Origin of the sequence: Mycoplasma mobile 163K (genome assembly GCF_000008365.1) — a bacterium.
Taxonomy (GTDB): domain Bacteria; phylum Bacillota_I; class Bacilli_A; order Mycoplasmatales; family Metamycoplasmataceae; genus Mycoplasma_J; species Mycoplasma_J mobile.
On sequence record NC_006908.1, the window covers coordinates 686,565 to 700,642 of the forward strand.

General features: G+C 25.6%; 16 protein-coding genes. 13 read left to right on the top strand and 3 right to left on the bottom strand.

The features are described 5' to 3' along the window. Positions 1-5 precede the first annotated feature (5 nt). The gene (locus MMOB_RS03000; RefSeq protein ID WP_011265073.1) at positions 6-1,847 is read left to right on the top strand and encodes a transketolase; all 1,842 of its coding nucleotides are present in this window, start codon (positions 6-8) and stop codon (positions 1,845-1,847) included. A gap of 55 nt (positions 1,848-1,902) precedes the next feature. On the opposite strand, the gene MMOB_RS03005 is transcribed toward MMOB_RS03000, so the two are convergent. Together MMOB_RS03005 and MMOB_RS03010 are read right to left on the bottom strand one after the other, a co-directional pair. After that, positions 1,903-3,204: a glucose-6-phosphate isomerase gene (locus tag MMOB_RS03005; protein WP_011265074.1), complete on the bottom strand. Its 1,302-nt coding sequence runs from the start codon at positions 3,202-3,204 to the stop codon at positions 1,903-1,905. Continuing rightward, the gene (locus MMOB_RS03010) at positions 3,177-3,527 is read right to left on the bottom strand and encodes a S1 RNA-binding domain protein (RefSeq protein WP_011265075.1); all 351 of its coding nucleotides are present in this window, start codon (positions 3,525-3,527) and stop codon (positions 3,177-3,179) included. Before MMOB_RS03010 ends, MMOB_RS03005 begins: the two co-directional genes overlap by 28 nt. Positions 3,528-3,598: 71 nt before the next feature. Here MMOB_RS03010 and rsmD point away from each other — a divergent pair, with 71 nt between their 5' ends. The 12 genes from rsmD to rsmG are packed head-to-tail and all read left to right on the top strand — an operon-like array spanning position 3,599 to position 13,282. After that, positions 3,599-4,147: a 16S rRNA (guanine(966)-N(2))-methyltransferase RsmD gene (gene rsmD / locus MMOB_RS03015; protein WP_011265076.1), complete on the top strand. Its 549-nt coding sequence runs from the start codon at positions 3,599-3,601 to the stop codon at positions 4,145-4,147. A gap of 51 nt (positions 4,148-4,198) precedes the next feature. Further along, positions 4,199-4,804, top strand: a complete 606-nt coding sequence (gmk, locus tag MMOB_RS03020) for a guanylate kinase (RefSeq protein WP_011265077.1) — start codon at positions 4,199-4,201, stop codon at positions 4,802-4,804. Next, the gene (locus MMOB_RS03025) at positions 4,794-5,561 is read left to right on the top strand and encodes a PP2C family protein-serine/threonine phosphatase (protein WP_011265078.1); all 768 of its coding nucleotides are present in this window, start codon (positions 4,794-4,796) and stop codon (positions 5,559-5,561) included. The genes gmk and MMOB_RS03025 overlap by 11 nt, the downstream gene beginning before the upstream one ends. Next, entirely contained in the window at positions 5,551-6,543 is a 993-nt protein-coding gene (locus MMOB_RS03030) for a serine/threonine-protein kinase (RefSeq protein WP_011265079.1), read from the top strand. The genes MMOB_RS03025 and MMOB_RS03030 overlap by 11 nt, the downstream gene beginning before the upstream one ends. 5 nt (positions 6,544-6,548) lie before the next feature. Beyond that, on the top strand, positions 6,549-7,388 hold the full coding sequence (gene rsgA, locus MMOB_RS03035) for a ribosome small subunit-dependent GTPase A (RefSeq protein WP_041362975.1): 840 nt from the start codon (positions 6,549-6,551) through the stop codon (positions 7,386-7,388). After that, on the top strand, positions 7,375-8,031 hold the full coding sequence (locus MMOB_RS03040; protein WP_011265081.1) for a ribulose-phosphate 3-epimerase: 657 nt from the start codon (positions 7,375-7,377) through the stop codon (positions 8,029-8,031). The genes rsgA and MMOB_RS03040 overlap by 14 nt, the downstream gene beginning before the upstream one ends. Positions 8,032-8,039: 8 nt before the next feature. Continuing rightward, positions 8,040-9,368, top strand: coding sequence for a tRNA uridine-5-carboxymethylaminomethyl(34) synthesis GTPase MnmE (gene mnmE, locus MMOB_RS03045; RefSeq protein WP_011265082.1), 1,329 nt, complete (start codon positions 8,040-8,042; stop codon positions 9,366-9,368). 12 nt (positions 9,369-9,380) lie between these two features. After that, positions 9,381-10,166: a TatD family hydrolase gene (locus tag MMOB_RS03050; protein ID WP_011265083.1), complete on the top strand. Its 786-nt coding sequence runs from the start codon at positions 9,381-9,383 to the stop codon at positions 10,164-10,166. Beyond that, positions 10,156-10,920, top strand: coding sequence for a 16S rRNA (adenine(1518)-N(6)/adenine(1519)-N(6))-dimethyltransferase RsmA (gene rsmA, locus MMOB_RS03055; protein ID WP_011265084.1), 765 nt, complete (start codon positions 10,156-10,158; stop codon positions 10,918-10,920). The genes MMOB_RS03050 and rsmA overlap by 11 nt, the downstream gene beginning before the upstream one ends. A 30-nt stretch (positions 10,921-10,950) precedes the next feature. Beyond that, positions 10,951-11,631: a hypothetical protein gene (locus tag MMOB_RS03060; protein WP_011265085.1), complete on the top strand. Its 681-nt coding sequence runs from the start codon at positions 10,951-10,953 to the stop codon at positions 11,629-11,631. A gap of 42 nt (positions 11,632-11,673) precedes the next feature. Beyond that, complete coding sequence (locus MMOB_RS03065) at positions 11,674-12,672, top strand: ribose-phosphate diphosphokinase (RefSeq protein WP_011265086.1); 999 nt, start codon at positions 11,674-11,676, stop codon at positions 12,670-12,672. After that, the gene (gene rsmG, locus MMOB_RS03070; RefSeq protein WP_041363150.1) at positions 12,659-13,282 is read left to right on the top strand and encodes a 16S rRNA (guanine(527)-N(7))-methyltransferase RsmG; all 624 of its coding nucleotides are present in this window, start codon (positions 12,659-12,661) and stop codon (positions 13,280-13,282) included. The genes MMOB_RS03065 and rsmG overlap by 14 nt, the downstream gene beginning before the upstream one ends. A gap of 5 nt (positions 13,283-13,287) precedes the next feature. On the opposite strand, the gene MMOB_RS03075 is transcribed toward rsmG, so the two are convergent. Next, positions 13,288-13,737, bottom strand: a complete 450-nt coding sequence (locus MMOB_RS03075) for an MAG3450 family membrane protein (RefSeq protein ID WP_041362977.1) — start codon at positions 13,735-13,737, stop codon at positions 13,288-13,290. Between the last annotated feature and the right edge of the window lie 341 nt (positions 13,738-14,078).

Sequence of the window (14,078 nt, forward strand, 5' to 3'; positions counted from 1 at the left end):
AAAAAATGAATACAAATAAATTAGATACTTTAGCAATTAACACACTAAAAGTGAATGGAATTGCTCAAATTTTAAAAGCAAATAGTGGTCATCCCGGAATTGTTCTAGGAGCTGCAAAAATTATGCATAACCTTTTCTCAAATCACATAAATTTTAATGTGGAAAATCCAAATTGAATTAACCGTGATCGTTTTATATTAAGTTCTGGTCATGGATCAGCATTATTATATGCACAATTAAGAGCAATAGGACTTTTAGATGTAAAAGAATTGCACAATTTTAGACAAGTAGATTCTAAAACACCTGGACATCCTGAATATTTACATACTCTAGGAGTCGAAGCTACAACAGGACCTCTAGGACAAGGGGTTGCTATTGCAGTTGGAATAGCTCTTGCTGAAGCAAATTTAAATGCAAGATTTAATGAAATAAGCCATTTTACATATGTTCTTTTAGGAGATGGTGATTTACAAGAAGGAGTTGCAAATGAAGCAATGCAATTTGCAGGTACAAATCAATTAAATAAACTAATTTTAATTCATGATTCAAATCGTATTCAACTTGATACTCCTGTTGAAAATGTTTCTAAAGTAGATATTAAAAAAATGGTAGAATCTTTTGGGTTCCAACATATTTCAGCTACAAATGAAAATTTTAATGAAGCAGTTGAAATTGCTAAAAAGAATTCAAAACCTTCTTTTATTGAAGTAAGAACAATTATTGGCGAAGATTCAATTGAAGCAGGAACTACAAAAGTTCATGGTACTCCTCTAACAAAAGAAGATTTTAGTAATTTAAAGAAAAAATTAAATTGAGAATATAGTGATGATTTTCATCTACCAATTGAAGTAATTGAACACTACAAAAAAACTTTGCATACTCGTTCTAAAAAAGCTTTTAATAATTTTAAAGCTTCTAAATCTCTTGAGACTTTCTTAGCAACTAAAAGTATTGACATTAAAGTAGAGCTTCCTAAAAATAAAGCTACTCGCGAAACTGGTGGATTAGTGATTGATTTTCTAAATAAAAATGATATTAGATGAATCGGAGGAAGTGCTGATGTTGGCTCTTCAACTAAAGGCCTTGGAGGAGATGGAGATTTTTCTATTTCAAATAAAAAAGGAAGAAATATTAGATATGGTGTAAGAGAATTTGCTATGGCTTCGATTGCTAATGGAATTGCTTTACATTCTAACTTTAAAACTTTTGTAACCACATATTTTTCTTTTAGTGATTATTTAAAACCTGCAGCACGTCTAAGTGCATTAATGAATTTACCTGTTATTTACATTTTTACTCATGATAGTATTCAAGTAGGTGAAGACGGACCAACACATCAACCAATTGAACAATTAGCAATGTGAAGATCTATTCCAAACTTTAAAGTGTACAGGCCAGCTGATGAAAAAGAAGTTTTAGGAGCATTTAAATTAGCTCTTGAATCAAAATCTAATCCTTCTGTATTAGTTTTATCAAGACAAGCAATTACTTCTTTAGAAGAAACAAATGCAAATAAAGTATCTCAAGGAGCTTATCATGTTTTAAAATCTTCAAGTGAATGAACTTTAGTTTCTACAGGAGCAGATTTAGCTAATGCTTATAAAATTGCAAAAGAACTTAAATTAAATTTAGTTTCTCTTCCTTCTTTTGATTTTAAAAATATTTCTTGAGATATAAATAAAGCCATTTCAATCGAAACAGCAACAACATTTGGTTGAACTAAATTTGCAAAATATAACTTTGGAATCGATACTTTTGGAGCTTCTGGAAAACCTGATGATGTAATGAAAAAATTTGAAATGGATTTAAATTCATTACTTCCAAAAATTAAAAAATTAATTAAGTAAAAATTAAAAATGTGCAATAAAGCACATTTTTTTTATCTTGTTTTACAAGATTATTTTATTTTTTTGGTTTTCCTAAAATTTTAAACATGTTTGCTTTGTAAACTTCTACACCTGGTTGGTTAAATGGGTTTAAATTTAACAAATAAGCACTCATTGCACAAGCTCTTTCAAAAAACATAAATAATCATCCTAAAGTTTCTTCAGTTGAATCGGCAATCTCTAAAATAATATTAGGTACTTTTGCTACATCTGTGTGAGCACTTACTGTAGCATCTAAAGCAGCGACATTAATTCCATGCAATGTTTTATTAACCAAGTAATTAATTCCATCAAAATTTTCCTTGTCTTCACTAATGTCTAAGTCAATCTTAGGTTTTTTCAAATTTATAACTGTTTCAAATAAAATTCTTGACCCTTCTTGAATAAATTGTCCAAGAGAATGTAAATCAGTAGAGAATATTTTTGATGAAGGATATAAACCTAATTCATTTTTACCTTCTGTTTCACCAAAAAGTTGTTTTCATCATTCTAAAAAGTATTGGAAATAAGGTTCATAAGATATAAGAACTTCAACAGCATATTTTTTTTGTGTATGCATGATGTGCCTTGCAACAGCATATTGATAAGCTATGTTTTCTTCAAGATCACTTTTTTTGTAAAAGTCATTAGATTTTTGAGCACCTACTAAAATTTCTCTTACATTTAAACCGGCACAAAGCATTGGGAATAATCCAACAGGAGTTAAAACAGAATATCTTCCACCAACATCATCTGGGATAATAAAACTTGTATAACCTTCTTTTCTAACAATTTCTCTTAATAATCCTTTATTTGCATCTGTTGTTGCAATAATAAATTTTCTCGATTCTGCTTTTCCAACTTTTTTTTCTAATAATTCTCTAAAAAATCTAAAAGCAATGCTTGGTTCTAAAGTTGTTCCACTTTTTGAAATAATGTTGATTGCAAATTTTTTATTTTCAACATAAGCTAATAATTGAGCTGTTGCTGTAGAACTTAGATTTGTTCCTGCATAAATAATTTCTAATTTTTTTGAACCGCTCAAAGGGAAAGTACCATTAACAAATTCGATTGCAGCTCTTGCACCTAAATATGATCCACCAATTCCGATAACAACAAGAATTTCAACATTTTCTTTAATCAATCATTTGGCTTTTTCTTCCATATTTAAAAATTCATCTCAGTTTATTTGATTTGGTAAATCTTTTCAACCTAAAAAATCGCTTCCAATCATTTCAAAGCGATTCATTTTTTCGTTGATTTCCTTTACTTGATCTTTGTAATTTAAAATTTCACTAGAATCAATTGCATTTAATAAATTAAGTTTGATTTTTTCCATTTTTTAATCTCCTTGTTTGTTTTGTTTAATAGATTTTGAAAACCGTTTTTAGTTTCCTCAATTACATGATCAAATGGCTCTTTTAGTAAATTTGGCATCAATGCTTTGTAAGAACAATATAGAACTTTTTCTTCTTCTTCGATTTTGTAAATTTGAACAAAAATTTTTTCACCTATTTTGAAAAGATGGCTGATATTTTGGACAAAATAATCACTCAATTCATTTATAAAAACAATTGCTTTATACTCATCAAAAAGCAAAATAATATTTTTAAAATTTATTTGTTCTACTTTTCCAAAAAGTACTTGATCTTTTTTAAACATAATCTCTTTTTATTATATCTTATTTTTTATCTCTCCAAAAACATAAACATTATTTATGGTAAAATTTTTAAATGTTAAGAATTATTAGTGGTAAATTTAAAAACCATTTTGTTGAATCTCCTCCTTTAGAAATTGTAAGACCAAGTACAGAAAAAGTCAGAGAAGCTATTTTTGATATGATTCAATTTGATATTGAGCAAGCAATTGTTGCTGATCTTTTTGCAGGAAGTGGAATTTTTAGTTTTGAATTTATTTCAAGGGGAGCAATGAAAGTTTTTTCAATTGAAAAAAACTACAAAATTTTTAATTTAATTAAAAAAAATATTGAAAAGTTTAAAGTAAATAACATTGATGCTATTAATACTGATGCGTTAAATTTTATTTCTCATGCTAATGGAAAAAAGTTTGATTTTATTTTTATGGATGCTCCATATGATAATTACGATCTCGTAAATGAAATCATAGCAAAAATTTTCAAAGAAGATTTGCTTAATCCAGAAGGTAGAATTATAGTCGAAACTAATGATAAAAATAAAATCATTGTTCCACAACCTGGAATGATTACTAAAGAAAAAAAATATGGGAAAACATTTGTTTTATTTTTAAATAAAATTTTATAAAAGGTGTGAGAAACTAGTTATAGTTTTTATTTAAAGTTTAGTAAATAAAATATGTGTATAATTTTAATTATGCATCATGGGAAAATTATAATTTTATCTGGGCCTTCAGGAGTAGGTAAAGGTTCAATTGAAAAATTACTTTTAGAAGATGAAAAATTGAAATTAAAATTTTCAACATCTGTAACATCAAGAAAACCAAGAGTAAATGAAATTGAAGGAAAAGATTATTTTTTTAGAAGCGAAGAAGAATTTTCAGAATTAATCAAAGAAAAAAAATTTATTGAATGAAGTAGGCATTTAAATAATTATTATGGAACTTTAAAATCTGAAGTAGATAAAATTTTAGGTGCAAAATTTAATGTTTTAATTGAAATTGAAACAACAGGTGCTTTAAACATCTTAAAATATTACAAAAAGAAAAACATGTTGAATGATGTAATTTCTATTTTTATTTTACCTCCTAGATTAGAAGAATTAGAAACAAGAATTCTTAATAGAGGTAGTGAAACAAAAGAAGAAATTAAGATCAGAATAAAAAAAGCAAAAAAAGAGATTAAACTTAAAAATAAATTCAAATATAATTTAACCAACAATTTTTTACATGAATGTGTAGAAGAAGTAAAAAATATTTTAAAAAGGGAAATACATGAAATTTAAATATACAGTGCTCACAAATATAGGTGTGGTTAGAAAAGAAAATCAAGATCGGGCTAAAATTTTAGAAAATGAAGAAGTAGTATTTGCTATTTTATGTGATGGAATGGGTGGACATTTTGGTGGTTCTATTGCTGCCGAGATAAGTATAAAAACATTTGAAAATTTTTTCAATGCAAGATTTCCAAAAAATGTTAAAAATGAAACAAATGTTTATTTTGAATGAGTTAAAGAGGCATTGAAAAATTTAAAAGATGCTATGCTCAAAGAAGCAAATGGTGATGCAAAAAAAATGGACATGGGTACAACAATGACTGCTGCTATTATTTTTAAAAACACTCACAATATTATTATTTTTAATATTGGTGATAGTAGAGCTTATATTTATAATGGGTTTTTACATCAAATAACTGTTGATCAAAATTTAACAAATTATTACATTAAAGAAAAAAAATGAAATGAATTTGAAGCTTCTAAAATCCCTGGTGGATCAGCATTAGTTTCTTCAATTGGTCCAAATAAAAAAACAAATGTAGAAATTTTTCAAGTCGATAGATCAGAAGCAAATATTCCGAAATATGTTGTGTTAACTTCTGATGGTGTCCATGATTATGTTACAAAAGATTATTTTGAAAAAATTGTTGGTTCTAACAATTTAAGTTTAGAACAAAAGTCAGATTTATTAATTAAAGAAGCAATTAAAGGTCATTCAACTGATAACTTAACAATTGCAATTGTGGAGGTTCCTAATGGATATTAAAAATAGCAAAAGAATTACTGAAAAATACATTAACTTAAAACCAATTGGAAAAGGTGGTATGGCTCATGTTTATAGAGCCGAAGCCAAAGATACTGGTGTAAAAGTTGCAATTAAAACAATTGGTCCTGAAACTTCTGGAGATTCAAATTTTATTATTAATAAAAAGCGTTTTAAAGAAGAAATGAAAATTGCTCAAAAAATTTCTAATCCACACATCATAAAATTTTATCAAGGTGTCTTTGATGATAAAGATCAATACATTGTCATGGAATTTGTAGATGGAATTACTTTAGGTGAATACATTAAAGAAAGAACAAAATTAAGAGTTGATGAAGTTGTTGATTTTGCTAAACAAATTGTAAAAGGTTTTGTTGCAATTCACAGTAATGGAATTGTTCATAGAGATTTAAAATCTGCAAATATAATGGTGGATAAAACAAATAAAATTAAAATTATTGACTTTGGTATTGCTCTTGAAGATAATTCTGTAAGATATACTGCAACAAATAAAGTTATTGGTTCTGTTCAATACATGGCACCAGAAATTTTAAATAAACAAAGTGCAACAATTCAAAGCGATATTTATGCATTAGGAATTTTGTTATATGAAATGCTAATTGGAATGCCACCTTATAAAGAAGATACTCCTCTTGCCACTGCACAAAAACATCTTACTGGAACAATTAAACCAGTAAATGAAATTGATGATCAAATTCCTCAATCTGTTGCTAATATTGTTATAAAAGCAACAGCAAAAAGTAGAACTGCAAGATATAAGTCAATGGATGAAATTTTAGTGGATCTTGAAAGTGCTTTAGATCCTGAAAAACAAACAGAGAAAAAAATTGATTTAAGACCTGTTCAAGAAAAGGTAAAATTTAAATCAATACTTAAAAATAGAACAACTTGAATTTCAATTAGTGCTATTGTTTTAATAATAATTATCATTAGCTTAAGTGTTGGTATTGGTTTGGGAAGGTAAATAAAATAAAAGGTCAAGTTTTTTCGATAAATTCAGGATTTTTCGATATTTTTTCAAGTGGTATAATTTACCGTGTTAGAGGAAGTGGAAACTTAAGAAATAACAATCAATCACCTCTAGTAGGAGATTTTGTTCATTTTGAAGAAAATGGTTTTATAACAGAAATTTTAGAAAGAAAAAATTTCTTGACAAGACCTAAAGTGTCCAATCTTGATCAAATAATTTTGGTAGTTAGTCTAAAAGAACCAGATTTTAACTCATATACTTTAGACAAGTTGCTTTTAATTGTTGAATTTAAAAATATTCAGCCAGTTATCATTTTTACAAAAAGTGATCTACTATCAGAATCTTCAAAAATTCCAAACTTATATGAAAAACAAGGCTACAAAGTTTTTTTAACATCTATAAATGATAAAAATTCATATGAAAAAATAAGTCAAATTTTTGAAAATAAATTAAGTGCTTTTGCTGGATGAAGTGGTGTTGGTAAAACAACAATTATTAATCATTTAACAAACAATAATTATGAAACTCAGCAAATATCAAAATTTTTAGGTAGAGGAAAACATACAACAAGAATCACTCAAATAATCCCTTTTAATAAAGGTTGATTAATTGACACTCCAGGATTTAGTATTTTTGAACACAATTTAAAAAAAGAAGAAGTTTCAAAGGCCTTTTTTGACTTTAGAATTTTTGCTAATGAATGTGAATTTAGAAATTGCTTCCATAATAAGGAAAAAAAATGCAAGGTAAAAGATGAAGTATCAAAAAATAATATTTTGCAAAGTAGATATGATAATTATCTTAGAATATTAAGTGAGGTTGAAGATGAAACTTATTAGTCCTTCTTTGTTGAATGTTGAAGAAAGCAAAAGAGCTGAAATTGCAACTAAAATGATTGAATTAGGTATTAAATGAATTCATTATGATTTTATGGATGGAAAATTTGTACCTGAGACAGCAATTTCTTTTGAAAACTACATGGAAATAAAAGAAAAATCTCCTTCTCACATTAAAGACATACATCTTATGGTTCAAGATGTTAGTTTTTATGTTGAAAAGTTTTTAAATAAAGCAGAATATATCACATTTCATTTTGAAGCATTAAATTACAATGAAATAAAAAAAATTTTGAAAAAATATCATGGACTTCAAAAATTTGGAATTGCATTAAAACCTAAAACAAACATTGAACAAATCTATGAATATTTGCCATATGTGGATTTGGTTTTAATTATGAGTGTTGAACCTGGATATGGTGGGCAAAAATTTATCCCTAATTCACTAGAAAAAATTACAAAATTAAAGAAATATTTATTAGAAAGAAGCTTGGACATTGTTATTCAAGTTGATGGTGGAATAAACGAAGAATCTGGACCTCAAGCATTCGAAAGTGGCGCTGATATTTTAGTCTCAGGTTCTTATTTAGTAAAGAATTTAACAAAAGAGCAAATTGATTCACTTTTTCCAAAGGAAAAAAATTAAGGAGAAATATGTTTGATACAATTGCAGCAATCGCAACCGGAAACTCAATTCAAGCTATTTCCATTATTAGAATTTCAGGAAGCGATTCTTTTAAAATTGTAAAAAAAATTTTTACAGGAAAAATCGGAAAAAACAAAACTATTACATATGGTAATATTTTAAATCATGAAAGAAAAATTGTAGATGAAGTTCTTGTTGCTTGATTTGAAGGAACAAATAATTTCACAGGAGAAAATAGTGTAGAAATTTTTTGTCACGGAGGAATTGTTGTTACAAATTTAGTATTGCAATTATTGATTGCAAATGGTGCTAGACTTGCTGAAAGAGGTGAATTTAGTAGAAGAAGTTTTTTGAATAAAAAAATGGACTTTGTAAAAGCCGAAGCAATTAATGATTTAATTCATGCAAAAACTATTAGACAAGCTCAAATTAGTGTTAATAAATTTGATGGGAAAATAAGCAAAGATATTGAATCATATATCGATACTTTGCTTTATTTAATTGCTACTTGTGAAACAAATATTGACTATCCAGAATATGATGATGTTGAAAATTTACATAATGAAACTTTATTACCAAAAATTAAGGAATTAATTCAAAAATTAAATGATTTAATTAAAATTTCTGAAAAAGCTTCAATAATTTATAATGGGTTAAAAATTGCAATTGTTGGAAAACCCAATGTAGGAAAAAGCTCATTATTAAATGCTTTATTAAATGAAGAAAGAGCAATTGTTACAAATGAAGCCGGAACAACTAGAGATGTTATCGAAGCTTCTTTTCAAATTGATGGATTTTTATTTAGTATTTCAGACACAGCTGGTCTAAGAGAAGTTCAAAACAATATTGAAAATTTAGGGATTCAAAAAACTTTTGAAACAATTGAAAAATCAGATATTATTTTGCATATAATTCAACCTAATGAAGCAGAAAATGACTTTGATAAACAAATTGAAATTAAATCTAAAAATAAAATTTACTTAAAGATTTTAAATAAAAAGGATTTAATTAAAAATCACAATAAGCAAAATCACATGATAAAAATTAGTACTTTAAATAAAGACATCATTGAATTAGAAAATAAACTTTCTTCTTATTGTAATGATGTTGAATGAGATAATCCTAATTTAATTTATTCTCAAAATCAATTATCTATGATTAAGAAATCTTATTTAGCTTTAAGTGAAGCAAAAGAAGGATTAGAATCTGGTCTAACTCCAGATGTTGTTATAATAGATATTACTAAAGCTTGAGAAAGTTTAGTAAATATAAAAGGAAAAGCAGATAATGAATTATTACTCGATAAAATGTTTTCAAATTTTTGTCTTGGTAAGTAATTGGTAAGTAATATGAAAAAATATAGTGATGTTCATACACACCCATTAAAAGAATTTTATGAAGATGGTGAAATTGTTATTAAGGAAGCAATAGAAAATGATGTAGAAAAACTTTTTATTGTTGGAACTTCAATTGAAGATTCAAAAGAAGTAAAAGAGATATGTAAAAAATTTCCTGAGAATCTTTTCCCGATTATTGGAATTCATCCTTCAATAAGTTTTAATCCAGATGATGTTGATCAAATTGAAAAATTGCTTGATAAAAGTGTTGTCGGTATAGGTGAAGTGGGATTAGATTTTTACTATGACAATAATCCTAAAAAGGAACTTCAGATTGAAACTTTAAAAAGATTTTTAAGATTATCTATTTCAAAAAATATTCCTACAATGATTCATATGAGAAATTCAATTGAGGATATGTATGAAATTTTTTCTCAAAAAGAATTTAAAAATCATAGAATAGTTTTTCATACTTATTCTGGAAATGCTTTTTGAGCAAAAAAATTTTTAGATTTAAATCCTAATATTTATTTTTCTTTTTCTGGGGTTGCTACTTTTAAAAATGCTAAAGATACTGTTGAAGCGATTAAAGAAATTCCTGTTGAAAGAATTTTTGTTGAAACAGATGCTCCTTTTTTGACTCCTGTTCCTTATAGAGGTACAAAAAATAAACCTGTATATGTAAAAGAAGTAGCTAAATTTGTTGCTTCATTAAAAAAGTTAAATGTTGAGAATTTTAATATCAAGGTAAATGAAAATATAGAAAGATTTTTTAACTTATCAAAATATGTCTCATAATTTTAAAAAAAGTCTTGGACAAAATTTTTTGCAAGATAAAAATATCATCGAAAAAATTGTGAATTTTATTCCTTTAGAAAATGAAGATGTTTTAGAAATTGGTCCGGGACAAGGAGCTTTAACTAATTTACTTGTAAAAAAATCTAAAAATGTTTTAGCATATGAAATTGATAAAGAATTGATTCCTTTTTTAAAGGAAAAAATAAAAGCAAAAAATTTCACTTTAAAGCATGAAGATTTTTTGAAAAGTGAAATTGATTTTCAAGATAAAAAAATAATTATTGCAAACATTCCTTATTTTATAACAAGTGATATTTTGTTTAAAATTTTTGAAAACCATAAATTTTTTACAAAAGCTTTAATTATGGTTCAAAAAGAAATTGCTGATAAATTAATTGCAAAAGCAAATGATTCAAATTATGGAAAATTGAGTGTTAGTTCGCAATTCTTTGCAAATATAAAAAAAGTTATTAATGTTCCAAGAACTTGTTTTTACCCTCAACCAAATGTTGATTCAGCAGTTGTTTATTTTGAATTTAAGAATGATATTGAAAATATTGATATTGAAAAATTTTTAGTTTTTATAAAAACTTGTTTTTCTCAACAAAGAAAAAAACTTTCAAATAATTTAAAAAATGTTTATGATCTTGAAAAAATTAAAAGTGTTTTAAAAAAATTGAACCTATCTTTTGAGGTCAGACCTCAGCAAATTGATTTAAATGTTTATAAAATTCTTTTTTATGAATTAAATTAATGTAAAATGTAAATAAAAGGTGGAATATCAATGGCAATTATTTTCAACAAAAATGATCATGAATTAATAGACTTAGACGGAAGAAAAATTCTTGTAAGATTTCAGAGTGAAGAAGAAACTTCAAATAAGGCAATTAATTCTTTTGAAGACATTCAAATAAAATTGAAGCTTTTATCAGAAGATACTAAAGAGTTTTATTTTAGTTTGTTTGATAATAATTCAAAAATAAATTTAGTAAAAGATAATAATAAAATTGATCTTGAAAATATAGATCCTAAATTTAAAGAAATTCTAACTAACATTTATAGTGCCTCAAAAGATTTAACAATAGTTAAATATGCAAAAATTTATTCTTTCTATTTAAAGCAATTATCGGATTGAAAATCTTTAAAAATGGTTTTATTAGATAATCCAAAAATTAATTTTAGAAAATGATATGAAATTTATGTTGAATTGAATGTAACTGAAGAAATTGGTAGACACTTTGATATTATTGTTGATAAGTTATCAACAAAAAGAAATATTGATGTTAATCTTTCTTGAGTAGAAAAACAAAAAAAACAATTTTTAGAATTTTTGAATGAATTTTTTACCCCAAAATTTTATTCAAATTTAGAAAAAGAATGAAATATTCAAACTAATAAATTTGTAAAAGAAGAAATAAGTAAAAAACCAAATGGACCAACATTTAATATAGTGGATGAAGCGTAAGTTTCTTTACTATATTTTTTTATTTTAAAAAAGGAGAAAGTAATGTCACATTGTAATAATATCGAGGAAAATGTAATTTTTGGAACATCCAATTCAATTGAATTAGCAACAGAAATTGCAAAAAAAACAAATATTCCATTTGCTACTTTTGAAAAAGTGGTATTTGCTGATGGAGAAATTAAAGTAAAAAGTAATGTTGTAGTAAGAAATAGAATTGTCTACATCATTTTTTCTGGTTCTAGTCCTGTTAATGAAAATTTAATGGAGTTATTTTTGTTTATTGATTCTTTAAAAAGAGCTTCAGCAAAAGAAATTAATGTTGTTCTTACATATTTTCCTTATGCAAGACAAGATAGAAAAAATAAAGGTCGTGAATCTATTGGTGCAAAAGCAATTGCTGATATTTTAGAAAGAATGGGATCTACAAAAATCATTTCAATAGATTTGCACAACTCAAGTATTCAAGCATTTTTTGATATTCCGACAGATGATTTAAAAGGACAATTTATTCTTGCGAAGGAATTAAAAAAATCAAATGAAAAATTTACTGTAGCATCCCCTGATCATGGTGGGGCAGTTAGGGCAAGACAATTGGCTGAATTGATTTCAGACTCAATAAAAATTGCGATTGTAGATAAAAGAAGAACTGGACCAAATAAAAGTGAAATAGTTGGTGTTTTAGGAGAAGTCGAAGGTAAAAATATTGTCATCATTGATGATATTATTGATACTGGTGGAACAATAATTAAAGCAGCCGAAATGCTAAAATCTTTAGGGGCAAAAAAAATTATTGTTGCAGCAACTCATGGACTTTTTTCGAATGGATTTCAAATTTTTGAAGAATCAGAAGCAATTGATCGTGTGATTGTAACAAATTCTGTTGCAACTGTTAATAATTTAGCTAAATTTAAAAAATTAACAATTGCTGGAGTTGAAGATTTAATTTCAAGTGTTATTGAAGCTAATACTAAAAATGAGTCCATTTCAAAACTTTATGATACTTGAAGAAAAACAATTACTAATTTTAATGAAGACAAATAGTGAAATTTGCAAAGAATTAGTTTCAAATCCTGAAAAATTTAATAAGCTTGAGCAATTTGTTTCGCTAGTTGAGGAATGAAATAAAAAAATAAATTTAACGGGTTTTGAAGGTGAAAATCTTTGAAAAGAAGGAATAAATGAGTCATTTTTTTGTTTTGAAAAAATTTTAGAAACTAAAAATTTAAATGATTTTGAAAATAAAAGTTGAGTAGATATTGGCTCTGGAGCAGGATTCCCAATCATTCCATTTGCTATTATTTATCCAAAAATAAATTTTTATATTATTGAGAGCAATTCAAAAAGAGTTAGGTTTTTAGAATTAGTAAATGAAAAACTAAATTTGAAAATAAAAATTTTTAATACAAGAGCAGAAAATTTCTCTGAATTAAAATTTGACTTTGTTTCAGCAAGAGCTGTTGCTCATTTAGATTTACTAATAAAATACTTTATGAAAATTACAAAGCAAGATGCTACTGGCTATTTTATAAAGGGACCAAAAATTTTTGAAGAAAAAGAAGAAATTAACAACAAAAAAATAAGTATTGAAACATTAAAAATCGATAAAATAAAGGAAAAAAATGTTTTTGTTGTAAAAATGAATAGAATTTAAATTTTCTATTCATTTTTCTTCATTGTATTTTTAATTTTTACTTTTCAAACCATTTTATCTTCTATTAAATTGATTATAAAATTAGTTGGAATTGCACTTAAAATCAAAATTACAGTAATAATAAATCTAGCTCAAATAGGTAAAGCATAACTAAGATAAATTCCTACTAAAGAAAAAGAAATTGGAATTAAAAAATAAAAAACTTGTAAATCGACAATTTTAAAATAGAAAAATAAAATGCCAATTAAAATTGAATATAAAAAAAATCCTAACGAAATTACAAAAAATATCCCGAAAGAAAATCCAAAAATATTATCTCCAAAATCTGGTGAAGTAAAAAATCAAATCAAAATTGCTGGAATCATTATAAAAAACAATAAAAACAAAGATTTAGTTCAAGCAGATGATCTTTTAATTTTAATTCTTTGAGCTTTTTTTGAAGTTTTTTTTGCCATATTAACATTATAAAGTTTCAATGATGAAAATTTGTTTATTTTTATCTTTTAATTTCAATAATATTTGATTGATATATCGGTTTATAATTGCAGTTTCCTCAAGAGTTTTAAAAGTATTTAATATTTCACTCTTCTTATTAAAACTAAAAATAATTGCTTTTTTATTTTCTTTGATATTTAAAAGAGATGTAAAAATAATTTTAGGTATCTTTTTCTATTTTCCAAAGGTTCATTAGGCCAAGAGTGTTTTAGAGAACTTAAAACACAAATTATTAAATCGTTTTCATCTAATTGTTTTATTTTTTTCTTGAGCATGTGAAACCTCTACAAAATGGAAAAAT